Here is a 24,240-nt window from a genome sequence, read left to right as displayed (position 1 = left end):
GGCGATGAACAAGTTACACAAGATGATCCTCGCCCCGGTCGCCATGGCGGTGCTGCTTAGCACCGCCAGTTGGGCCGCCGAGCAGCCGGCCCTGTCGGATCGGGCCTATCGGGCGGTCAACAAGGCGCAGGAGCTGATCACCGAGAAGAAATACGGTGAGGCCAATGCCAAGCTGCAAGATGCGCTCTCCGGCGCGGGCGAGCGGGTCTACGACAAGGGGGTCATATTGCAGACTCTCGGTTTCGTAGCCGCCCAGCAGGAGAAATACGGTCAGGCGACCAAGTACTTTGCCGATGCCATCGCGACAGGCGGCCTGCCGCCACCGGTGGCCCAGCAGGTGCGCTACAACCTGGCCCAGCTCTATATGGCGGAGGGTAATTATCAAGGCTCGATCAAGACCATGAAGGAGTGGTTTGCCAACCAGGGCAAGGATGACAAGCCCAACTCCCATGCCTATATCACGCTGGCCAACGCCCACGTGCAGCTCAAGCAGTACCGTGACGCGATCCCGGCGGTGGATCAGGCGATCAAGCTGTCGGCAGGTAAAGCGCCGGAGTCCTGGTATCTGCTGAAGATGGGCGCTCACTACGAGCTGAAACAGTACAAACCGGCGACCGAGGTGCTGACCTCTCTGGTCAACATGTTCCCGGAGAAGAAGAAGTACTGGACCCAGCTGTCGGCCATGCATATGCAGGCAGGCAACGATACCAAGGCGCTGGCTGCGCTGGAGTCTGCCTATAACCTCGGCATGTTGACCGAGGCCGCCGAGCTGCAGCGCCTCGCCAACTACCTCGCCTTCACCGGTATTCCCCATCGCGCCGCCCGGGTGATGGAGAAGGGGATGAAGGACGGGGTGATTGAGCAGAGCGCCAGCAACTACAAGACCCTGGCCAACTACTGGCATCAGGCCAAGGAGCTGGATCCGGCCATCGACACCCTGGCCAAGTCCTACCAGCTGGCCCCGAGCGCCGAATTGCAGCTGAAAATGGCGCGCATGATGATCCAGAGCAAGCGCTATCAGGATCTGGTGGCGCTGGCCGCCAAACCGGCAGCCAATGCCAATGGTGAACAACGTGCGGATCTCAAGTTCTTGACCGGGGTCGCCTATTTTGAGCAACAAAAGCCGAAGGAGGCCCTCAACGCCTTCACCCAGGCGGCTCAGAATGGCAACGTCAGCGGTCGGGCATCTCCGTGGATCAGCTTCCTCAAGGAGCAGAGTGGTGGAGGGGAGGCCGCCGTCCAGTAATTCCAATGACAACTACCTGTAGTCCCTTTTATGGTTGCCTGGTGGCTCCATTAACCGCTCTTCGGAGCGGTTTTTTTATAGCTGAAACCGGCACCGGCTGGTGGCCGATGCGCGGTTTTATCCCTCTTCATGCCAATAAAGAGCCTCCCTCGACATTGGTCTATCTCCCCGGATGTGACAAACGTTTCGGCTAGGGCTGCAACCGTGAAGCAAGGTGGCGCTGCGCAGTGGTTGACGGGGGCTCGGGTGGCTCGCTGACAGGCTGGCAGTGCCATTCATCTTTCACTCAGCTGCGACTTGCCAGTGTGGCTTTTGCTCTGTTGATAAGCGTCACTCCGAAAACGGCTACTTTTAACAAGAAAAGCAACATATGGAAGTTGAAATTTTGGCCGACTCGGGAAAGAATGCGCGCTCGGTTATTTGGCGCCGTGGTGCAGGTTGACCCGCCACCGGCAGACCGAAGATAAGATGGCCTCCGGCCCATTTGGTACAGGAAACCACACAGGAATTTTATGAACCCCCTTCGCACTGCCGCTTCGGCCCTTTTATGCACACTTGCGCTGATCAGCCAGCAGGCTGCCGCCGTCGAGTACCGTCTGCCTGCGGCCAACAGCCGTCTGATCGGTGAGAATCTGGAATATGTGGTGCCTGCGGACAATCGTCCGCTGGAGCAGATTGCCTCCGAGTTTCAGTTGGGTTTGACCAATATCATGGAAGCCAACCCGGGCGTTGATCCCTATCTGCCCAAAGCGGGCAGCACCCTGATCATCCCTCACCAGTTGATCCTGCCCAACGCGCCCCGCGAAGGGATCGTCATCAACGTTGCCGAGATGCGCCTCTACTACTATCCGAAAGGGAAGAACGTGGTACAGGTATTGCCCATCGGCATCGGTCAGCTGGGGGTGAACACCCCGGAGAACTGGATCACCAAGGTAGAGCGCAAGCGCGCCAACCCGACCTGGACCCCGACCGAAAACATTCGTCGTCGCTACGCCGCGAAGGGAATCACACTGCCTGCGGTCTGGCCAGCCGGCCCGGACAACCCCATGGGCCTGCACGCCCTCTACATCGGCAACCTCTATGCCATCCACGGAACCAACGCCACCTTCGGCATCGGTCTGCGGGTGAGCAGCGGCTGCGTACGTCTGCGTGCCGACGACATCAAGTATCTGTTCGACAACGTGCCGGTCGGTACCCGCGTCCAGTTCGTCAACCAGCCGGTCAAGACCACGGTCGAGCCGGATGGCGGTCGCTACATGGAAGTACATGAGCCGCTGTCGCGCACCGAGGAGGAGTTCAACTCCACCGCCTCCGTGCCGCTCCCGATGACACCGGCCATCACCCGCTTCATCGCCCACGCCGAGTCTGACTCCAACGTGGTCAAGCAGGTGCTGGAACAGCGTACCGGTATGCCGACCCGTCTCAATCCCTGATTGAGCAAGTTGGCGGTGCCGCGCGCACTGGCTGAATAAAGAAAACGGCGACCAGATGGTTGCCGTTTTCTTTATGGGGCATTCGCAGCTTGCTTACTGCACGCAGACCGGGCAGAAGGCGTAGGTGCCTTGTGGGTCGTTGAAGCGGGTGAGCGGGTCGAGACTGCGGTTCACTTCCACCAAGGCCTTGCCAAATCCAGCCGGCAGCCAGCTTTGCAACTGGGGGGCCAGCACTTGGGCACTGCTGTCAAACAGCTGGCGCAGGAACTTGTCCTTGGTGGACTCCTCCTGCTCGATGGGGGTCACCTGCCACTCTTTGAGGTTGGCCAGCTCGGCGGCGGCCTTGATGGCGTCATCCAGATTGCCGAACTCGTCCACCAGCCCCAGGGCCTTGGCATCTTCGCCGGTCCAGACCCGACCTTCGGCCGCTTTCTCGGCCTCTTCCGGGCTCAGGCCGCGGCCCTTGCTGACCAGACCGATGAAGCGCTGGTAGGTATCTTCCACGCTCAGCTGGATTGCCTGACCGACGTGATCCGGCAGGGCGCGGGTCGGGCCGACGCCGACGTAATCTGTGGTGCCAACCCCGTCGGTATGGACGCCGAACTGGGCCAACGCCTTGTCGATGGTGGCGAACATGCCGAATACCCCGATGGAGCCGGTGAGGGTGGTGGGGGAGGCGAAGATCTTGTCCGCATCGGCGGAGATCCAGTAGCCACCGGAGGCGGCATAGCTGCCCATGGAGACCACTACCGGTTTGCCTGCCTGTTTCAGGGCTAGCAGCTCGGCGCGGATCTGCTCGGCGGCGAAGGCGCTGCCGCCCGGGCTGTCGACCCGCAGGACCACTGCTTTGACCTTGTCATCGCGGCGGGCATCTGCCAGCAGGTCGGAGAGACTATCACCGCCTATGGTACCGGCAGGCTGGACGCCATCCATGATGGCGCCGCTGGCGACCACCAGACCCACCTCATCCTTGCCGCTCTGGGGATATTGTTCCGGAATGGCAGCCAGATACTCTTTCAGGCCGACCCCTTTCCAGCCGTGGTCGTCCGCTTCACCCACCTCTTTAATGACCGCCTGGGTCATCTCGTCGCGGGTTGCCAGCTGATCCACCAGACCGTTGTCGAGGGCGTAGTTGGCAGCATTGCCACCGGCCTTGCGCAGCAGCTCGAGGAAGCGCTCCTTGCCCGGCGCGACCGCATCGGGTTCGATCTCCCGTTGCTCGGCTACGTCAACCACATAGGATTGCCACAGCTGATCCAGCCAGCGCTGGTTCGCTTCTTTGCTCTCGGGAGACATCTCGTCGCGGGTATAGGGCTCGACGAAGGACTTGTAGGTGCCGACCTTGAATACATGCGGGGTTATGTTGAGCTTCTCCAGCGCCGACTTGAAGTAGGTCTGGTAGACCCCAAGCCCCTCGATCACCACGGCGCCGCTCTGGTTGAGCAGCACGTGATCGGCGTGGGCCGCCAGCAGGTATTGCCCCTGAGTGTAGAAGTCAGCCATGGCGATCACCGGTTTGCCGCTCTCCCGGAAGGAGTCGATGGCACTCGCCACCTCCTGCAGTTTGGTGAAGTTGGCTCCCTGCAGCCCTTGCGGCTTGATCACCAGCGCCTTGATGCGCTCGTCATCCTTGGCACTCTTGATGGCCCACAGCAGGTCGGAGAGAACGATCTCGCTTGGCTGCTCGTCGCTGCTGTCCATCTGGCGCAGCAGTTGTACGGTGGGATCTGTCTGGGATCGTTGCTCCACCAGCACGCCGTTGAGATTGAGGGTTAGCGCCCCCTCGATGGGCGCCTTGGGCGCCTCTTTCTGGCTGACGCTGAAGACGATGACCAGCACTACGATGAGAAACAGCAGATTGACCAGCATCAGCCGGGTGAAATTGAGCAGGCGCCACAGGCTGCGGAACAACCAACCCAGACCTTTGAAAATAGACATAGTCGCGTTATCGCCCTGTTAATGGGTAGAGAAGAGCCATTATTAACCAGTTGCGGGCGAAATTGCCATTTCCGACTGGCGGATCCCGCCTATCTTCGTTCAGGGCACGGCTGTTCGCTGAAAAATTGTCCAAACATTTGTTTGAAAAAGAATTTTCGATTCTTTACTCTAGCCTCAGTTTGATAACAAAAAATTAACTGGAGGCATTGTGAGCCGCTATCCGACCCTGCTGACCCCGCTCGACCTTGGTTTTACCCAGCTGCGCAACCGGGTGTTGGGCGTTGTTCCATGCACCCTGGCCTTAAAGAGGAAGGCATCATGAGTCGCTATCCCCATCTGCTGAAGCCCCTTGACCTCGGTTTTACCCAGCTGCGCAATCGCGTGTTGATGGGCTCCATGCATACCGGCCTCGAAGAGGAGAAGGGCGGTTTTGACAAGCTGGCCGCCTTTTATGCCGAGCGCGCCCGTGGTGGTGTTGGCCTTATCGTCACCGGCGGCATTGCCCCCAACCTGCGCGGTCGGCTAGTGCCTCACGGCTCGCAGCTGAGCTTCCCCTGGCAGGTGAGCAAGCACAAGAAGGTGACCAGCGCCGTGCATCAGGAGGGGGGCAAGATTGCGCTGCAGATCCTCCATGCCGGTCGTTATGCCTATCATCCGTTCAGTCTGGCGCCGAGCGCCCTCAAGGCCCCCATCTCCCCGTTCAAGCCACGCGCCATGAGCGAGCGGCAGATCCGCGGCACCATTCGCGACTTCGCGGCTACAGCTGCGCTTGCCAAGGCGGCCGGTTATGACGGCGTCGAGGTGATGGGCTCGGAAGGCTATCTCATCAACCAGTTCATCTGCGAGCGCACCAACAAACGCACCGATGGCTGGGGTGGCAGCAGCGAAAACCGGATGCTCTTCCCGGTGGAGATTGTCCGCGCCATCCGCGAGCGGGTCGGCACCGACTTCATCATTATCTTCCGCCTCTCCATGCTGGATCTGGTGGAGCAGGGCTCGACCCTGGAAGAGGTGATCGCCCTTGGCAAAGCGCTGGAAGCGGTGGGGGTGACCTTGATCAACACCGGTATCGGTTGGCACGAGGCGCGCATTCCCACCATCGCCACCAGCGTGCCGCGCGGCGCCTTCAGCTGGGTGACCGCCGAGCTGAAAAAGCATCTCAAGGTGCCGCTTATCACCACCAACCGGATTAACACCCCGGAGGTGGCAGAGCGGATTCTGGCGGGGGGCGAGGCGGATATGGTCTCCATGGCGCGCCCTTTCCTGGCTGATCCCGAATTTGTCATCAAGGCGGCCGAAAATCGGGCGGACGAGATCAACACCTGCATCGCCTGCAACCAGGCCTGCCTTGACCATGTGTTCAAGCAGAAGCGGGCCTCCTGTCTGGTCAATCCTCGAGCCTGTTTCGAGACCGAATTGACGTTTGGCCGCGTGCCCCAGCCCAAGAAGCTGGCGGTGGTGGGGGCGGGCCCGGCCGGGCTGGCGTTTGCCTGCTACGCTGCCGAGCGCGGTCATCAGGTGAGCCTGTTCGATCAAGCCAGCGAAATCGGCGGCCAGTTCAACTTCGCCAAGCAGATCCCGGGCAAGGAGGAGTTTCACGAAACCCTGCGCTATTTCGCCAAACGGCTGGAGAAGTGCGGCGTCGAGCTCTATCTGGGCCAGCGCCAGAGTGCCGAGAGCCTGCTCGGCGGCGGTTTTGACGAGGTGATCCTCGCTACCGGTATTCGTCCGCGCACCCCCAATATTCCGGGGATCGAGCATCCCAAGGTGATGAGTTATCTCGATGTATTGCGGGATCACAAACCGGTCGGCCAGAAGGTGGCGGTGATCGGTGCCGGCGGCATCGGCTTCGATGTAGCTGAGTATCTGGTAGAGAAGAAAGTGGAGATGGATGCCGATGGGCACCGTGATCACTGGCTCAAGGAGTGGGGCATCGACAAACAGCTTGGCGAGCGCGGTGGCCTCACGGCTCCTGAAATCGACGCCCCCGAGCGCCAGATCTGGCTGCTCCAGCGCAAGGAGAGCAAGGTGGGTGACGGACTTGGCAAGACCACCGGCTGGATCCACAGAACCGTGCTCAAGAACCGCAAGGTGCAGATGCTCTCCGGGGTGCAATATCTGGGGATCGATGACGAGGGCTTGCACATTCAGGTGGGCGAGACCAAGCAGTGTCTGCCGGTGGATCAGGTTATCGTCTGCGCCGGGCAGGAGCCCCTTAAAGAACTGCAGGCCGGGTTGCAGGCGGCAGGCAAGCCGGTGCATATCATAGGCGGAGCCGACGTGGCTGCCGAGCTGGATGCCAAGCGAGCGATCAGACAGGGCGCCGAACTGGCTGCGGTCATCTAGCCAACTGTGCCATCCTGCCCTTTATAGTGCGATAAACCCCTGAGCCTCAGGGGTTTTCTTCATTCGGTGCTGTGCTAAGGTAGCGCCATCATTGCCCCAGAGAAGGAATTGCCCATGGATGCCCTCACCCTGTTGCTCAATCGCCACTCCTGTGGCCGTCTCGCCGATCCCGCTCCGAGCGGTGAGGTGCTCGACAATATCCTCAAGGCGGGCCTGCGCGCGCCGGATCACGGCACCCTGACCCCTTGGCAGTTCATTCTGTTTGAAGGAGAGGGGCGCGAGCGGCTGGGCAAGCTGTTGGCGGACGCCGCCCGTGCCCGTGGCGAAGATGAAGAGAGCATCAAGAAGTGCAACGAAGCGCCGCTGCGGGCACCCTTGGTCGTCGCCGTGGCAACCCGTTATCAGGATCACCCCAAGGTGCCGAAACTGGAGCAGGAGCTCTCTGCCGGTTGTGCCCTGATGGCGATGCAGATGGCGGCGCAGGCGCAGGGCTTCAACGGTATCTGGCGCTCCGGCTGGTTTATCTTCGATGAGCAGATCAACAAAGGATTGGGACTGGCGGCAGAGGATCAGCTGGTGGGTTTCCTCTATCTCGGTACCCCCATGTTGGAAGCGCGTAAACTGCGCGAGCTGCCCATCGATGAGTTTGTCCGCCGTTTCTGACTTTTTGGCCACGTTGCGGTTGAGAGAAGCAAAGCCTCGAGAAATCGGGGCTTTTCTGTTTAACCCTGAATAGTAACCAGAGTGATTGGGGAAAATAAATGGCTCAAAGAGGCTTCGCGCGCCATAGCAGGTAATTATTTAAATAGTGCGATGTACCTCGCAATCCTGTGGTATTTCACTATGTAAAACGTTTGCGCGTTCGCTAATATCTCCCTGCCAGTTTAGAAGGGCACTCCTTCTAATTTTTCTGCGATGAGAGTCGCAATTCCGTAGCACCTTTTAACAGCCCAACGTCTTCGTGACATTGGGCTTTATTTTTTTATGGGGTGTCGGGGTTGTTGTGAGTTGATGGCGGCATCAAGATGCAGCCCGGTTGGCAGCCTTATGACCTGTTTTTGGCTGGCAGGATCCGGGCCGGGTTGCCGACTACCCGAGCACCGGCCGGTACATCTTTGGTGACTACAGCGCCCGCGCCGACGATCGCCTCCCGCCCTATGGTGACGCCGGGCAGCAAGATGGCACCGCCCCCAATCCAGACCTTGTCTTCAATGGTGACCGGCAGTGCCGTCTCTGTGCCCTGAATCCGTTCGTCGGCCTCCAGTGCATGGGCTGCGGTATAGATCTGCACGTTTGGCCCAATCATCACGTTGGCTCCGATGCGGATGGGGGCATTGTCCAGCAGGGTCGCTCCCATATTGATGTAGGAGTCCTTGCCCAGGTGGATGTGGCGGCCATAGGTGCAGTAGAGGGGCGGGCAGATAAAGGCGTTCTCTGCCAGTTCGCCAATCAGCTCCGCCAGTAGTGCCCGCTGCTCAGCCTCATCTTCCGCCTGATTGAAACGGCGATAGTGCTGGGCCGCCTCCCGGCGCAACTGGGCCAGCTCGGGTGCCATGCAGTTGTACGGTTGGCTGCTAATCATCTTCTGGTATTCGCTCATGAAGGTTGCTTTCCTTTATCTGCCAGGGATTTGGATATTGGCGCCAATACGGCAGAAGTAACGTGATCATCCACCCGATACGGGCAGAACCAGGTTGGCAGGTCTGCCTTCGGCAAAGTCCAGCACATTCTCGAACGCCACGCGAAAGTAGAGTTCGTAGCTGTTTTGCTCCACATAGCCGAGATGAGGCGTCGCCAGTACATTGGGCAGGCGCAGCAGGGGCTCGCTTTCCTGTGTCGCCGGCTCGATGTCAAATACATCGAGCGCGGCTCGTTTCTCAGGATGGTTACTGAGCTCTGCATAGAGGGCGCCCGGCTCGATAAGTTCGGCACGGCTGGTATTGACCAGCAGAGAGTCAACTTTCATGCGGGCCAGATCTGCGCGGGTAACAGCGCCGCAGGTTGCCTCGCTCAGGCGCAGATGCAGCGTGAGGATATCGGCTTGACTGAAGAGCGCCTCCTTGCTGGAGGCGCAGGCATAGCCATCCAGCTCGGCCTGCCTGCGCGAAGCCTCACTGCCCCATATCAGTACCGACATGCCAAATGCCTTGCCATAGCGGGCGATCCGCTGGCCTATCTTGCCGTAGCCCCAGACGCCGAGCGTCAGCCCATGCAGCGTGCGTCCCAAACCGAGGTCACCAGATTGCTGCCATTGGCCTTGGCTTAACGCCTTGCTGTAAACAGGTATATGGCGGGAGGCTGCCATGATGAGCGCCCAGCAGAGCTCGGCGGGAGCAATAGGGCTGCCGATCCCTTCTGCCACGGCAACGCCGTACTGCTGGCATAGTGCCGGGTCGATATGCCGGCTGACTTTGCCGGTCTGGCTGATGAGTTTAAGGGTGGGAAGCTGTATCAACAGCTGTTCGTCGATGCGGGTACGCTCGCGGATGAGCACCAGTGCTTCCATTCCTTCCAGCAGGGCGGCAAGGCGCGTTGGATCTGGTTCGCTCTGGTTGAGGATTGTGACGTCATGACCCGCCAGCAGGGCAAAGCAGGGGAGGTGGCGCACCTGATCCTGATAGTCATCCAGAATGGCAATCCGCATAAGAAATCCTTCTCGGTTGCGTTGGCTCGGACCGCTATCTTACCGGAATTAAAGGTGTCTGTTGTTTTCAAACGAACACAATCAGAAGGGAGGGCGATCAAGCCCATGTCCACGGACCGGGAAGAGCCTGACAGGCCAAAACAATCAGGGCCCCCGAACGGGAGCCCTGATGGCATGAGGTTGGCGTCTATGTTGCCCGCGCTTAGCCGTGCTTGCGGCCGGAGAGGCGGCACCACTCCTCCTTGACGGCGGTCGGGTCCATCTCGAACCACTGACCGTAGATGGTTTCCAGCTCCGGAGCCTGGCTCTCCAGCACGCCGGAGAGGGCCATCAGGCTGCCCGGCTTGCCGTGGCCGGCGATAAGTGGAGCCAGTTCGCGCAGCGGGCCGGCCAGGATGTTGGCGACCACTACGTCCGCTTCGACGTCTTGTGGCTGGTCTGCTGGCAGGTAGAGCTCAATCTGGTCGGCGACACCGTTGCGCGCGGCGTTGTCGCGGCTGGCCTGAATGGCCTGCGGGTCGATGTCGATGCCGATGACGCGGGCAGCACCCAGTTTCAGGGCGGCGATGCCGAGAATGCCGGAGCCGCAACCAAAGTCGACCACGGTTTTACCGGTCAGATCGAGGCTGTCCAGCCACTGCAGGCACAGTGCGGTGGTGGGGTGGGTACCTGTACCGAAGGCCAGACCCGGATCCAGCATCACGTTGACCGCATCGGGGTTCGGCACATCGCGCCAGCTCGGGCAGATCCAGAGGCGCTCGCCAAACTGCATGGGGTGGAAGTGATCCATCCACTCGCGCACCCAGTCCTTGTCCTCCAGCTGCTCGACCTTGTAGCCGACGTTTTCGCCGAAGATCTGCTGGAAGAAGGCGATGGTGGGGGCCGGATCGGTTTCGGCATCGAACAGCCCCATCACTTCGGTCTCGCCCCAGAGCGGGGTTTCACCGGGCATGGGTTCATAGACGGGCACATCCTTGGCATCCATAAAGGTCACCGCCTGGGCTCCACGCCCCAGCAGCATGTTGCTCACCTTGTCTGCGGTCTTGGCAGTGGCGTTGATTCGAATTTGTATCCAGGGCATGGCGTCGACTCTTCATAAATGTGAAACCGCGAGATTCTACCATCATGGGGCAGTGCTGTCGTGGTTTGCCCATGACGTGGAGGGATACGGGGGCTTTTGCCGGATTGGCACGGTTCCTGTATTGCTCTATGCAGGCGAAGACGACCGGTTTTCGCTGAACGCTTTGCTCAAGTTCCGTCATCTTTCACTGCCACCCTCGGGTGGCATTTTTTTATCTGCACTTGTTTGCCTGGTAAACAGTCTGCCAGACAAAAAAAGAGCAAGGTCGGCACCTTGCTCAAGGACGGGCTGACGCCGTTTTGGCGCATTCATGCTGCTGTTGGCACGCCAGATGCAAAGACTAATATGTCCTGCATAAGGATATGTGTGTGATTGTTACCCCAATGTTCAGGTATTCAGGCCATTTCTCGCGAAATGGCCTCTTTTTTGGCTGATTGTTGGACGTTGGCCTGCTACTGGCTGTCATGAGTGCCGCTGGTTGTGCCCGTTTGGGGCATCTCCTTGGTGAACTTATCCCATCATGGTGCGTTTGAGGGCTTAGTTGGCAAAGCTGCTCATGTCGATCACCAGCTTGCCAACCATACGGCCCGCTTCCACCTCGGCATGGGCCTGAGCCAGCGTGATCGGGGTCAGCGAGGGGATGGTTCTGGTCAGGGTGGTCTGCAGTACTCCTTCATCGACCAGTGCCGCCACCCGGCCGAGCAGGCGGTGCTGTTCGATCATGTCCGGCGTCTGGAACAGGGAGCGGGTGAACATGAACTCCTGGCTGAAGGTGACGCTCTTGCTCTTGAGCAGGGAGAGATCCCACGGCTCGCTCGATTCGGCGATGGTGCAGATATGGCCAAACGGGCGGATCAACCCCGCCATGGTGGCCCAGTGTTCGGCGGTGGCGTTGGTGCAGAAGATAGCATCGACCTGAGTGATGCCAAGGGCGGTCAGCTCCTCCTGCAACTTGTGGTGGTTCACAACCTGATGGGCGCCCATTTCGAGGCACCACTCGCGGCTCTCGGGGCGGGAGGCGGTAGCAATTACCTCCATGCCTGTGAGTTGGCGGGCCAGCTGGATGGCGATGGAGCCTACGCCACCGGCGCCGCCGATGATCAGCAGTTTGCCACGGCTCTCGCGGGTGAGGGCAAAGCGCTCGAACAGGGTCTCCCAGGCGGTGATGGCGGTCAGCGGCAGGGCGGCGGCCTCCACATCGCTCAAGCTGGTGGGGGCGATGGCGGCGATGCGCTCATCCACCAGTTGCAGGGCGCTGTTGCTGCCCGGACGGCTGATATCGCCGGCATACCACACCCGGTCGCCCGCCTTGAACAGGGTCACTTCGCTGCCGGTGGCGATCACTTCCCCCACCGCATCCCAGCCCAGTACCCGGGGCGAGCTTTCAATTTTGGCCTTGGGGGAACGCACCTTGGTATCCACCGGATTGACGGAGGTGGCGGTGACCCGCACCAGCAGATCCCGCGAACCCGGAACCGGATCGGGCAGGTTGGCGGCGATAAAGCAGTCGGGGTGGTGGCTTGGCAGATAGTGAGTCAGGGCAATGGCTTTCATGGTTTTTCCTTTCAAATCGCTGTTTTCGGGATTGCCACTCACTCTAGTCTGGTTGATTATCAATATTAAGATGGGTAATAGGTAAAGACTGTTTGAATATATGAACAATGTCGATCTGGCGTTGATGGGGCTGTTTGCCACCGTGGTGGAGCAGGGGAGCTTTACCCGGGCCGCCGAGCTGCTCGGTATGCCCAAGTCATCGGTGAGCCAGAAGATCTCGCGGCTCGAATCCCAGCTCGGGGTGCGGCTGTTGCAGCGCACCACCCGCAGGTTGAGCCTGACCCCGCAGGGGGAGCTCTATGTGGAGCACTGTCAGGGGCTGCTGGCACTGGCCCGCAGCGCCAATCTGGCGATGGCACGGCTGCGATCTGCCCCGGCGGGGCGGGTGCGGATCACTGCCCCCGAGGCGACCGGTACTCTATTGCTTGGCCGGATCCTCGCCGAGTTTCGCGCCCTCTATCCCGAGGTGGTGCTGGAACTGACCCTGAGCGATGAACAGCTCGATCTGGTGGGGGAAGGTTATGATTTGGCGCTGCGGGCGGCGCCGCTGAAAGACTCCAGCCTCATCTGTCGGCGTATCGGTCAGGTGGCGCGTCATCTGGTGGCTGCGCCCGCCTATCTGGCGGCCCACGGCATGCCGCAGCAGTTGAGCGAGCTGGGCCGTTATGCCTGTCTGGTGCACTCGGCCATGCCGGTGTGGCCATTGCAGGAGGGGGGCTGGCGGCCGCAGGGGGCCTGTGTCAGCAACAGCTTGCTGGCGCTGCGGGAGATGGCGCTTCATGACGGGGGGATTGCCCTGTTGCCCCACCATGTCTGTGAAGGGGATTTGGCGGCGGGGCGGCTGCAGAAGGTGTTGCCGGATCAGCCCATTCCGGCCAACCCGTTCTACCTAATCTATCCGAGTCGGGAGCATCTGGCCCCCGCTCTGCGCACCCTGATGGATTTCGTGGCCGAGCGGTTGCCGTTCGCCTGAGTTACCAGCTGCTCTGGCTGGCCGACTCCTGATTGGGTTTGAGGCCGAGGGGGACCGACTGGCGCTCCGCCAGCATGCGGATCTGCCCTTCAATCAGGCTGGCGCTGGGGCCCAGCACCAGCACCAGCTGGTGGTCGTTGAGCTGGATCCAGGAGAGGCAGCCCAGACCCAGCAGGCGGGATTCATCCACCAGTGAAATATCGCGCACCCGCAGGCTGAGGCGGGTGATACAGACACTCATCGCCACCAGATTGTCCATCCCGCCCAGCACCTTGAGGTACTGGATCGCCAGCATCTGCGGGTCTGAGGGGGCAACGCTGGCAAGGCGCGGATGCTCCACCGCGATGGGCTTGCTCGGCATGCTGAGGGGGGCGTGCTCCAGCAGTTGATAGAACAGCAGGGTGTAGGCGACGAAAAACAGGATACCGACCGGGATGAGCCAGAAGCTGTGCTCCCCAGCCTGATAGCTCAGCACCAGATCCAGCAGACCGGCGGAGAAGTAACTGCCCACCTTGATCCCCAGCCCGCTACAGACAGCGAGCGACAGTCCGGTCAGCAGGGCGTGGGCGAGAAACAGCCAGGGGGCGGTAAAGGCGAACAGAAATTCGATAGGCTCTGTGATACCCACCAGTGCCGAGGTGAGCGCCAGGGTGAGCAGCAGCCCGCCCTGCGGCAGCCGCTGCATCCGCTGGCGGTGCAGCCAGATGGCAAAACAGGCGCCCGGCAGGCCGAACATGATGATGGGGTAAAGACCGGCCACATACCCTTCATGAAGGGGTTGGGCGGTGGCCAGCGCCTGCAGGTTGCTCTCGCCAAGGCCGATGACGCTGCCCAGCACCTGATGGAGCCCAAGCGGGATCAGCAAGCGGTTGAGGGTGCCGTAGCAGAAGGCGCCAAACGGCGTGGTAAGCAGCTCGGAGGTGAGCATGGTCAGCCCGCGCTCCAGTGGCGGCCACAGCAGCGAGAGGGGGATGGCGATCAGCAAGCAGGCCAAGGCCGACACCAGCAGGCTGGGAAACTCTCCCCTGGCGATCTGCAGCCAGCGGGGCAGGGTTTGCTGGTGAACCCAGGGGTAGATGATGGCGGTGGTGAGCCCCGCCAGCAGGCCGCAGATCATGTCGGCGTGCAGGTTGGGGGCCAGAGTATTGAAAGCTGTGCTGAGCAGCAGGAAGTTGACCGCCCCCGCCAGCGTCTGTCCGCCCAGCTCCTGCCGACTCAGACCAAAGGCGATCGCCACCGCATAGATGAGCGGCATCTGGCTGAAGATCGCCTGACCGGTGAGGGAGAGCACCGCCAAATCGAGCACGTCGGGTTGTCCAAGCCGGTAGATCAACGCCGCCATCGGCAGGATGGAGACGGGCAGCAGCAGGGCATAACCGAGCCGCTGCAGGGCTTGAGTAACGACTTGTCGAGTGGCTTTAACGGGCATACAGCGGCTACGTTCTGTGACTTGGCGCACAGTTTAACCGGAAAACACCTATTTGGGGATAGTTTTGGAACCCCTAATTTATATTTTTATTATTTCTGCCCGAAAAGCTCGCGCACTTCCCGCGAGGGCGGTGCCGTCAGCAGGCTGACCGTGATAAAGACCACCAGTGCCAGCGTGAGGCTTGGCACTATGGCGTGCAGGCCAGCCAGCTTGATCCCCCACTGACTGAGTACCCCATAGCAGACGATGCCGCTGACCATGCTGGCCAGCGCGCCCGGGCCGTTGGCCCGTGACCAGTAGAGACCGAGCACCAGCGGCCAGAGGAACACCGCCTGCAGGCCGCCAAAGGCGAGCAGGTTGAGCCAGATGATCATCTCGGGCGGTTGCAACGCCGCTAGCAGCACCAGAGTGCCCAAGATCAGGGTGCAGAGCAGAGAGAGGCGGGGAATGCGCACTTCCAGCTTCTCCTGCTTTGGACTCAGATAGTTGAGGTAGAGATCCTTCACCAGAGTGGCGGAAGCCTGGATCAGCTGGGAGTCGATGGTGGACATGATGGCCGCCATCGGCGCAGCCAGGAAGACCCCGGCCAGCCAGGGGGGCAGCACTTCCATCATCAGGGAGGGCATGATCTTGTCCGGGCTGTCCATGCCGGGCAGGATGGCGCGGCCGAGGGCGCCAGCCAGATGCATGCCGAACATCAGCAGGGCGCTGACCACGGTGCCGATCAGAATGCCACGATGGAGCGCCTTGCTGTCGCGATAGCCAAAACAGCGCAATGCCGAGTGGGGCAGCCCCACCACCCCGACACAGACCAGGATCCAGAAGCTCAGCATAAAGGGCTGGGTCAGCATGTCGCCGGCCCCTTGCGGGCTTACCAGCTTGGGATCGATCTCCCTGAGCTGGTGGATAAGGTTCGGCAGGCCGTCACCGGCAATCAGAATTCCTGCCAGCAGGGCGCCGGTGCCGATCAGCATGATGATCCCCTGCAGGGCATCAGTCATCACCACGGCGCGGAAGCCGCCGATGATGGTGTAGAGCAGCACACAGCTGGCAAACAGCATCAACCCCTGCTGGTAGGAGAGCCCGGTGGCGGTCTCCAGCAGGCGGGCACCGCCGATAAACTGCACCACCATGGTCGCGATAAAGGCGAGGATGATAGTAACGGAGCCGAGGATCACCACTGCCTTGCTCTGATAGCGGGCCCACAGCATGTCGTTGATGGTCACCGCATTGACCCGGCGGGCGATGATGGCGAACTTCTTGCCCAGTACTCCCAGAGTGAGCCAGACGGTGGGCAGCTGGATCATCGCCAGCAACACCCAGCCCAGACCGATCTTGTAGGCCGCGCCCGGCCCACCGATAAAGGAGGAGGCCGAGGTGTAGGTGGCCACTAGCGTCATCGCCAGCACCAGCCCGCCCATGCTGCGGTTGCCGATGAAGTACTCCTGCACGAAGTTGCCTTCAGCTCTATGACGGCTGGCCCAGAAACCCACCCCCAGCACCAGCACCAGATAGATGAAGAGCGGCAGCATCAGCTCAAGATTCATGGGATGACTCCTTGCCGGAAGGGGCTGGGGTATCGAGGGGGATATCCACAAACAGTCGATCCACCATCAGGGCACATAGTGCGATGAACAGCAGTGGCATCGCCACGCAACTGAGCAGGAACCAAAGGGGAATGTCCCAGCATTCGATCTCTTCCGGGATCAGATAAGCCGTGCCATACCAGGCAAGAAAATAGAGTAGGGTCAGCAGCAGGCAGAAAGCTGCTTCCCGGCGGGCGAGAGCAAAACGGTTCACCTTGGCCTCCGACAATTTTGAGGGGCGCAAGGATAACAAAAAAGGGCCATGTCGCCATGGCCCTTTTTCAGCAGAGGCTCCTTGCGGAGCAGACTTCCACCGGAAGTCCGGTCTCTATCAGAGATCCTTACAGACCCAACTTCTTGTGCAGATAGTGGGCGTTGGTACTGCCACCGTGCAATGTCATCGGGTCTCTATCAGCGATCCTTACAGACCTAACTTCTTGTGCAGGTAGTGGATATTGGTGCCACCGTGCTGGAAGTTTTCGTCTTTCATGATCTCTTTTTGCAGCGGTACGTTGGTCTTGATCCCTTCCACTACCAGCTCGTCCAGCGCATGGCGCATGCGGGCGATGGCAATGTCACGATTCTCGCCGTAGCAGATCAGCTTGCCGATCATCGAATCATAGTGGGGCGGTACCTTGTAACCGGCATAGATGTGGGAGTCCCAACGCACGCCCAGACCACCCGGCGCGTGGAAGCGCTGCACCAGACCCGGAGAGGGCATGAAGGTGGCCGGATCTTCGGCGTTGATCCGGCACTCGATGGCATGACCACGGATGCGGATATCCTGCTGGGTGATCGACAGGGGCTGACCGGCGGCGATGCGCAGCTGCTCCTTGATCAGATCGATACCGGTGACCATCTCGGTGACCGGATGCTCAACCTGGATACGGGTGTTCATTTCGATGAAATAGAACTCGCCGTTCTCGTACAGGAACTCGAAAGTACCCGCACCGCGGTAGCCGATCTCGATACAGGCGCGCACACAGCGCTCGCCGATGAACTTGCGCATTTCGGCGGTGATGCCGGGTGCCGGCGCCTCTTCCACCACTTTCTGGTGGCGACGCTGCATGGAGCAGTCACGCTCGCCCAGATAGAGGGCGTTGCCCTGGCCGTCTGCCAACACCTGAATTTCGATGTGGCGCGGGTTTTCCAGGTACTTCTCCATGTAGACCATGTCGTTCTTGAAGAACTGGCCTGCTTCGGATTTGGTTAGGGCAATGGCGGAGGCTAGCTCGGCCTCGCTGCGTACCACGCGCATGCCACGACCACCGCCGCCACCGGCGGCCTTGATGATCACCGGATAGCCGATGCGCTTGGCAATGGCGGCGTTGCGCTTGGTGTCGTTGTCCACCGGACCGTCAGAGCCCGGTACACACGGTACGCCTGCCTTCTTCATCGCTTCGATGGCGGAGACTTTGTCACCCATCAGGCGGATGGTCTCGGCGCGCGGGCCGATGAAGATGAAGCCGGATTTTTCGACCACTTCGGCAAAATCGGCGTTCTCGGAGAGGAAGCCGTAACCCGGGTGGATGGCCACGGCACCGGTCACCTCGGCGGCGGCGATGATAGCCGGAACGTTGAGGTAGGAGTCGGTACTGGCTGGTTTGCCGATACAGATGGATTCGTCGGCCAGCAGCACATGTTTGAGCTCCCGGTCGGCGGTGGAGTGAACGGCCACTGTCTTGATCCCGAGCTCTTTGCAGGCGCGCAGGATCCGCAGGGCAATTTCACCGCGGTTGGCGATGACTACTTTGTCCAACATGGGTGGCGATTTCCCTTATTCGATGATGAACAGCGGCTCGTCAAATTCGACGGCCTGACCATTTTCAACCAGGATCGCTTTGATCACACCGGCCTTGTCAGACTCGATTTGGTTCATCATTTTCATGGCTTCGACGATGCACAGGGTATCGCCGACATTGACTTGCTGACCCACTTCCACGAACGGCTTGGCTTCCGGGCTGGAGGAGCGGTAGAAGGAGCCAACCATGGGAGAGCGCATCAGGTGACCGCTCGGTGCGGCATCTGCGGCCGGCGCAGCGGAAACCGGGGCGGCGGCTGGAGCGGCAACCGGAGCGGCTGCTTGCTGCATGATCATCTGCGGTGCGGCAGTGACCTGGCCTGCGAAGTTGCGGCTGATGCGAACGGACTCTTCACCTTCGGAGATCTCCAGTTCGGCGATGCCGGACTCTTCAACCAGTTCAATCAGCTTCTTGATTTTGCGGATATCCATTAGCATTCTCTTTCTTCTTTATCTGATCAGTGATTATCAAGCCGCGTGCAGATGGCGCACGGCCGCGGTTAAAGCGAATTGATAGCCATCGGCCCCCAGACCACAAATGACCCCTTTGGCGACATCAGACAGATAGGAGTGATGACGGAATGGCTCCCTGGCATGAACGTTTGACAGGTGAACCTCGATAAAGGGGATGGCGACACCCAGCAGCGCATCGCGGATGGCGACGCTGGTGTGAGTGAAGGCGGCTGGATTGATGATGATGAAATCCACCTGACCCATGGCCTGATGGATGCGGCTGACCAACTCATGTTCGGCGTTGGATTGCAGATGTTCCAGAGTGACACCGAGTTCGCTGGCGTTGAGCTTCAGATCGGCGACGATCTCATCAAGCGTCTTGCTGCCGTAGATGCCCGGTTCCCGTTTGCCCAGCAGATTCAGGTTTGGTCCGTTGAGCAGGAGAATACGGTGATTTTGCGACATATTGAGTGCATCCTCGATGATAATGCTGCTATCTGTCAGCTATCTTGTGGACTACCAGAAATCTAGCCATTTTCTGCGCAAATCGGTGTGCCCTGGCACACAGATTTCGCAATTATATTGATTTCGTGAAAATTAGCAGCATTTTACTGGTCTAATCTCTACATCTGACTATTTATTGAACTCCCCTCCCTGTGCGTCCAGTTTCAGCGGCTCAGGCTGTTTGTACCGCTGTAGAAGCAACAAAGCCGGCACAAGGCCGGCTTTGAACAAGAGTTGGCAGGAGATCAGGCTGCTTCCGACTTCTCGCGGATCAGCTTGTCCACCACACCCGGATCCGCCAGGGTGGAGATATCCCCCAAACTGTCGGTTTCGCCGGTGGCGATCTTGCGCAAGATCCGGCGCATGATCTTGCCGGAGCGGGTCTTCGGCAGCCCCTCCGCCCAGTGAATGACATCTGGCGTGGCGATGGCGCCAATCTCCTTGCGCACCCACTCCTTCACCTCTTTGTGCAGCTCGCGGCTCGGCTCTTCCCCGGCGATCAGGGTGACATAGGCGTAGATGCCCTGACCCTTGATCTCGTGAGGAACCCCTACCACCGCCGCTTCGGCGATCTTGGGATGGGCCACCAGCGCCGATTCAATTTCGGCGGTACCCATGCGGTGGCCGGAGACGTTCAGTACATCATCCACCCGACCGGTGATCCAGTAGTAGCCGTCCTCGTCGCGACGGGCACCATCGCCGGTGAAGTAGCGGCCCGGGAAGGTGGAGAAGTAGGTCTGCTCGAAGCGTTCGTGATCCCCGAACACGGTGCGCATCTGACCCGGCCAGGAGTCGGTGATCACCAGGTTGCCCTCGGTGGCTCCCTCCAGCGGTTCGCCCATGTTGTCGACCAGCGCAGGCTGTACGCCGAAGAACGGTTTGGTAGCCGAACCCGGTTTCAGGTCGGTGACGCCGGGCAGCGGGGTGATGAGGATGCCGCCAGTCTCGGTCTGCCACCAGGTATCGACGATGGGGCAGCGCTCGTCGCCAATGGTGCGGTAGTACCACTCCCAGGCTTCTGGGTTGATGGGTTCACCCACTGACCCCATGATGCGCAGGCTCTGGCGGGAGGTGCCGGTGACCGCTTCGTTGCCCTTGGCCATCAGGGCACGGATGGCGGTCGGTGCGGTATAGAGGATGGTGACCTGATGCTTGTCCACCACCTGACTCATGCGGTTGGTGGCCGGGTAGTTGGGCACCCCTTCGAACATGATGGTGGTGGCGCCGTTGGCGAGCGGCCCGTAGACCAGATAGGAGTGACCGGTGACCCAGCCCACGTCGGCGGTACACCAGTAGATATCCTCTTCGTGGTAGTCGAACACATATTTGAAGGTGAGGGTGGCATAGACCAGATAACCGCCGGTGGTGTGCAGCACCCCTTTGGGTTTGCCGGTGGAGCCGGAGGTATAGAGGATAAAGAGCGGATCTTCGGCATTCATCGCTTCGGGTGGGCAGTCGCTGCTGACGGCTGCGGTTGCTTCGTGCCACCAGATGTCGCGGTGGCTGTGCCAGGCGATATTACCACCGGTGCGCTTGAGCACGATCACCTTGTTGACCTGGGTATCCGGGTTGGTGAGCGCTTCATCCACATTCTTCTTGAGTGGCACCGGGCGGCCACCACGCAGCCCTTCGTCGGCGGTGATCACGATGCGGGAGCCCGAGTCGATGATGCGACCAGCCAGCGCTTCCGGCGAGAAGCCGCCGAATACTATGCTGTGTACCGCGCCGATGCGGGTACAGGCCAGCATGGCGATAGCTGCTTCCGGTACCATGGGCATGTAGAGGCAGACCACATCGCCGCGGTGTACCCCCTGAGCTTTCAATACGTTGGCAAATTTGCACACTTCGGCGTGCAGCTCGCGGTAAGTGAGTTTGCGATCTTCGGCGGGGTTGTCCCCTTCCCAGATGATGGCAACCTTGTCGCCCCGTTCGGCGAGATGGCGATCGAGGCAGTTGGCGGAGACGTTGAGCTGGCCATCTTCAAACCATTTGATGGAGACATGGCCCGGATCGTAGGAGGTGTTTTTGACCTTGCTATAGGGTTTCATCCAGTCGAGGATTTTTCCCTGCTCTCCCCAGAAGGTCTCGGGATCCTCGACGGAGGCCTGATACATGGCGGCGTAGTCGCCCTTGTCTAGCAGTGCATTGCTGCTGATGTGGGGTTTGACCGGGTAGACCTTGCTCTCGCTCATCTGTCACTCCTTTGAATACATACTTTTAATAATTAAGTAACAACTTATACCTTTGGTCGAGGGGGACAATTAGACTTTTGGATAGACAGCAACATTTGGTTACAGGGTAATGGGTGACACTCACGCGGTGAGTGGGTAAAAAGGTGTTTTTGATTGATAGAGGTTGTTATGTTCTCTCTGTTGCTCTGTGCATCCCTGTGGCAGTTTGATGCGCCTGTTCTTGCAGACAAGCCTCCCAAAGAGTTTGCTATTACACACCAGGAGCCGTCACAGACTGTACGGGATCGGGTTGCTGAGCAGCTTGGTCATGCATGGCAGGACAAAAAGCCGGGAGCCAGGTTTTCCCTCAGTGAGCCAGGCTCCCGTTACTCGGGTGACTCACCGCTCACTCGCATGGCCAATGACCGGGATAACGGTGGTGTTCCTACCCTGACGTTTGGAAAATAGTTTGATTGTCCAGTCGTTGGCCGTTCGTTTCCCTGATATTGCTACTGCTGAACGCTTTGGCAATGCAAGCGTTCGTGCATCTGTTCTACATGCAGCGGTTTACTGAACAGGTAGCCCTGCCCCTCACCACAGTTAAGTGACTGCAAGAAGGTATATTGTGCTCGAGTTTCAATACCCTCTGCCGTAACCTCCATCTCCAGACTGTCTGCCAGACTGATGATGGTGCGGCAGAGCTCCCTGCTATTCTTGTCCTCCGGTAAAGCCTGCACGAATGCCCGGTCGATCTTGATGCGATCAATCGGCAGAGTCTTGAGCAGGCTCAGCGACGAAAATCCGGTGCCAAAGTCGTCGATGGCAATTTGAACCCCCAGATTTTTCAGCCGGGTAAAGAGATCCAGGCTCTGATCAACCCGTTGTATGATGCTTTCCGTTACTTCAATCTCCAGTCGCTCAGGCGGAAACCCTGTTTCGGCCAGAATAGTTGCGACCTGTTCCACATAGCCGGGTGAGCGCATCTCTCGCACCGATACATTAACTGACAAGCGGGGCACCGGCAGGCCGGCGGCCAGCCAGTTTCTTCCCTGTGCACAGGCATTGCGCATTACCCATTCGCCAATTTTTTCGATGAGGCCGCACTCTTCTGCAACCGGAATAAAACGGGCTGGATTGATCAGTCCCTCATTGGGGTGCTTCCAGCGCAAGAGTGCCTCCAGCCCACTCAGATGACCGCCGGCAAGATGAGTCATGGGCTGATAGAGAATACAAAGCTGTTCAAGCTCAAGAGCTTTGAGTAATCCCTGTTCAATTTGCATTCGTTCTCGAGCCTGTTCCGCCATGTATGGGGTGTAGAACTGGAAGCCGTTACGACCCTGGCTCTTCGCTTCATACATGGCGTTGTCGGCGGCACTGATCAGTGTCTCAGGGGTGGTTGCGTGGTCCGGATAGATAGCGATGCCGATGCTCGCCGAGATAGCAACCTGCTCATGGGACAGTTCGACCGGTTCACGCAGCGCAGTCAGCAAGGTATTGGCGAGTGTTATCAGCTCGTCAGGTGCTTCCAGATAGGGGATGAGCACCAGAAATTCGTCCCCACCCAAGCGGGTAGCCAGCTCATTCGGTTGCAGGCAATTTCGGATCCGTTCTGCCAGTCGCTTGAGCAGTTCATCGCCCACCCCGTGCCCCAGACTGTCGTTGATCAGTTTGAAACCATCCAGATCGATAAAGAGTAGTCCCAACCGCTTGTTGTTGAGTTGTGCGGTTTTCAGTTCAAGAGTCAGTCGCTCCTGCAGCAGATGGCGATTGCCGAGTTCGGTCAGGGGATCGTGATAAGCGAGATGATTCAGCTCGGCTTCCACCTTGCGAATGGCGCTGATGTCGGAGAGGGCAATTACATAGTGAGTGGTGTTGTTGAAGTTGTCGTAGACGGCACTAATCTGCTGCCATGAAGAGAAGTAGCTGCCATCTTTGCGTAAACAGGCCATTTCGCCATGCCAGGCATTATTGTCCGGATGCAGTTGATGCCATGGTGAGTCGAGGTCGGTATAGCGTCTCGGATGTATAACGATTCCAGGATCTTGGCCTATTACCTCCTCGGCATCATATTGCGTCAGCATGGTGAAAGCCGGGTTGACCGAAATGATACGGTGATTGTTGTCCAGAATAATAATTCCCTCGGCCGTAGTATCGAAAACCACGTTGGCCTGATGGAGTCGCTCCTCCTGACGCCGCCGGGCCGTCGCGTTGTGGATCACGCCCATCACTCTGTGGCCGATGGATTCCGTGGCTGCAACATGATCGGCATGAATATCAACCCAGTGACGTTCATTTAAGGGAGTGATGAAGCTCAGGGTGAGATGGATGGGCTCTTTCCCTTGCAGAACTGTCCTGAGCTGCTGGCCTGATTCAGGTTCAAAGCAGTCAATGAAAGCCTGCAGCCCTCCCTTGAACTGGTGAGCTGGTATGCCAAGCAGTGGTTCAATTTCTCCATTAAACAGCAATCTATCCTCTGCAACATACCACTCCCACACGCCAATTTGTGCCGCTCTCATAGCCAGTTGCAGCCGCTGCTCTGTTTCGTACTGTTCGGTAATATCGCGCACTATGGCGAGGATACCGCTCGGCTTGCCACTGTCGTTCCACATCGGACTATAGGTTGCCTGCCACCGTCTTGCGCTGCTGCCATGTGCCGCTGTTTGCCCCGTGATGGCGATATTCACGTAGGGCCTACCGTGGCGCAGGATTTGCCGGAACATGGGCTCCAGTACTGGAGCCAGCTTGGGCACAATCTCTCTCAGATGTTTGCCCTTGTGTTCCTCTATGGTCTTGCCATTGATATCAGCCAGTACCTGATTGACTTTGCAATAACGGAAATGGCAGTCAAAGACACCTATACCCAAGGGGGCTGTATTCAGTAGTTGTTCGAGTATGCTCTGATCTGACAGCGTGGGCAGAATTGTTTCGGTATCGGCCTTGAAAAGCATTCCATCCATGATGGCTCCCGGCATTGATTTATTTATCATTTAACGGTTTTAAGTATGGCACGAACCTTTTTTTGGGGGGGAGGAATAACCTTATCTCATTGTTATATATGGTAAGTCTTGGTGATGAAATCCA

General features: G+C 59.2%; 18 protein-coding genes. 5 read left to right on the top strand and 13 right to left on the bottom strand.

Translation table 11 applies throughout. From position 1 onward, the window contains the following. Positions 1-4: 4 nt before the first annotated feature. The gene (locus I6L35_RS02005) at positions 5-1,246 is read left to right on the top strand and encodes a lipopolysaccharide assembly protein LapB (RefSeq protein WP_216979402.1); all 1,242 of its coding nucleotides are present in this window, start codon (positions 5-7) and stop codon (positions 1,244-1,246) included. 512 nt (positions 1,247-1,758) lie between these two features. Continuing rightward, positions 1,759-2,679, top strand: a complete 921-nt coding sequence (locus tag I6L35_RS02000; protein WP_216979401.1) for a L,D-transpeptidase family protein — start codon at positions 1,759-1,761, stop codon at positions 2,677-2,679. Positions 2,680-2,772: 93 nt separating this feature from the next. Here the strand turns inward: I6L35_RS02000 and sppA are convergent, their stop codons facing one another. Beyond that, positions 2,773-4,617, bottom strand: coding sequence for a signal peptide peptidase SppA (gene sppA, locus I6L35_RS01995; RefSeq protein WP_216979400.1), 1,845 nt, complete (start codon positions 4,615-4,617; stop codon positions 2,773-2,775). 318 nt (positions 4,618-4,935) lie between these two features. Between sppA and I6L35_RS01990 the strand changes: the two genes are divergently transcribed. Then, entirely contained in the window at positions 4,936-6,963 is a 2,028-nt protein-coding gene (locus I6L35_RS01990; protein ID WP_216979399.1) for an NADPH-dependent 2,4-dienoyl-CoA reductase, read from the top strand. 114 nt (positions 6,964-7,077) lie between these two features. Continuing rightward, positions 7,078-7,626 carry an NAD(P)H nitroreductase gene (locus I6L35_RS01985; RefSeq protein WP_216979398.1) on the top strand — a complete coding sequence of 183 codons (549 nt, stop codon included), beginning with the start codon at positions 7,078-7,080 and terminating at the stop codon, positions 7,624-7,626. A gap of 382 nt (positions 7,627-8,008) precedes the next feature. Here the strand turns inward: I6L35_RS01985 and I6L35_RS01980 are convergent, their stop codons facing one another. The 4 genes from I6L35_RS01980 to I6L35_RS01965 form a co-directional block, all read right to left on the bottom strand. Further along, positions 8,009-8,563 carry a sugar O-acetyltransferase gene (locus I6L35_RS01980; RefSeq protein WP_216979397.1) on the bottom strand — a complete coding sequence of 185 codons (555 nt, stop codon included), beginning with the start codon at positions 8,561-8,563 and terminating at the stop codon, positions 8,009-8,011. Positions 8,564-8,629: 66 nt separating this feature from the next. Beyond that, a complete protein-coding gene (locus tag I6L35_RS01975) occupies positions 8,630-9,607 on the bottom strand; it encodes a D-2-hydroxyacid dehydrogenase family protein (protein WP_216979396.1) in 978 nt (325 codons plus the stop codon). A gap of 202 nt (positions 9,608-9,809) precedes the next feature. After that, a complete protein-coding gene (prmA, locus tag I6L35_RS01970; RefSeq protein ID WP_159157543.1) occupies positions 9,810-10,688 on the bottom strand; it encodes a 50S ribosomal protein L11 methyltransferase in 879 nt (292 codons plus the stop codon). 537 nt (positions 10,689-11,225) lie between these two features. Further along, positions 11,226-12,242 carry a zinc-binding alcohol dehydrogenase family protein gene (locus I6L35_RS01965; protein ID WP_216979395.1) on the bottom strand — a complete coding sequence of 339 codons (1,017 nt, stop codon included), beginning with the start codon at positions 12,240-12,242 and terminating at the stop codon, positions 11,226-11,228. 100 nt (positions 12,243-12,342) lie between these two features. Here I6L35_RS01965 and I6L35_RS01960 point away from each other — a divergent pair, with 100 nt between their 5' ends. Then, the gene (locus I6L35_RS01960; protein ID WP_216979394.1) at positions 12,343-13,215 is read left to right on the top strand and encodes a LysR family transcriptional regulator; all 873 of its coding nucleotides are present in this window, start codon (positions 12,343-12,345) and stop codon (positions 13,213-13,215) included. Between the two features lies 1 nt (position 13,216). Here I6L35_RS01960 and I6L35_RS01955 read toward each other — a convergent pair whose 3' ends face one another. From I6L35_RS01955 to I6L35_RS01920, 8 genes are all read right to left on the bottom strand, one after another. Beyond that, positions 13,217-14,644: a PTS transporter subunit EIIC gene (locus I6L35_RS01955; RefSeq protein ID WP_216979393.1), complete on the bottom strand. Its 1,428-nt coding sequence runs from the start codon at positions 14,642-14,644 to the stop codon at positions 13,217-13,219. 89 nt (positions 14,645-14,733) lie between these two features. Next, positions 14,734-16,191: a sodium/pantothenate symporter gene (gene panF, locus I6L35_RS01950; RefSeq protein WP_216979392.1), complete on the bottom strand. Its 1,458-nt coding sequence runs from the start codon at positions 16,189-16,191 to the stop codon at positions 14,734-14,736. Continuing rightward, positions 16,181-16,444 (bottom strand): DUF997 family protein, encoded by a 264-nt coding sequence (locus I6L35_RS01945; protein ID WP_254204220.1) that lies wholly within the window; start codon positions 16,442-16,444, stop codon positions 16,181-16,183. The genes panF and I6L35_RS01945 overlap by 11 nt, the downstream gene beginning before the upstream one ends. 207 nt (positions 16,445-16,651) lie before the next feature. Beyond that, positions 16,652-17,992 carry an acetyl-CoA carboxylase biotin carboxylase subunit gene (gene accC / locus I6L35_RS01940; protein ID WP_216951972.1) on the bottom strand — a complete coding sequence of 447 codons (1,341 nt, stop codon included), beginning with the start codon at positions 17,990-17,992 and terminating at the stop codon, positions 16,652-16,654. Between the two features lie 15 nt (positions 17,993-18,007). Further along, the gene (accB, locus tag I6L35_RS01935; RefSeq protein ID WP_216979391.1) at positions 18,008-18,463 is read right to left on the bottom strand and encodes an acetyl-CoA carboxylase biotin carboxyl carrier protein; all 456 of its coding nucleotides are present in this window, start codon (positions 18,461-18,463) and stop codon (positions 18,008-18,010) included. A gap of 36 nt (positions 18,464-18,499) precedes the next feature. Beyond that, a complete protein-coding gene (gene aroQ, locus I6L35_RS01930; RefSeq protein WP_216979390.1) occupies positions 18,500-18,949 on the bottom strand; it encodes a type II 3-dehydroquinate dehydratase in 450 nt (149 codons plus the stop codon). 284 nt (positions 18,950-19,233) lie between these two features. Continuing rightward, a complete protein-coding gene (acs, locus tag I6L35_RS01925; RefSeq protein ID WP_216979389.1) occupies positions 19,234-21,180 on the bottom strand; it encodes an acetate--CoA ligase in 1,947 nt (648 codons plus the stop codon). 488 nt (positions 21,181-21,668) lie between these two features. Then, positions 21,669-24,116 (bottom strand): EAL domain-containing protein, encoded by a 2,448-nt coding sequence (locus I6L35_RS01920; protein ID WP_216979388.1) that lies wholly within the window; start codon positions 24,114-24,116, stop codon positions 21,669-21,671. Positions 24,117-24,240 lie beyond the last annotated feature (124 nt).

Source organism: Aeromonas sp. FDAARGOS 1405 (genome assembly GCF_019048265.1).
Lineage (GTDB): Bacteria > Pseudomonadota > Gammaproteobacteria > Enterobacterales > Aeromonadaceae > Aeromonas > Aeromonas veronii_A.
This window is presented reverse-complemented; position numbering and strand designations above follow the sequence as displayed.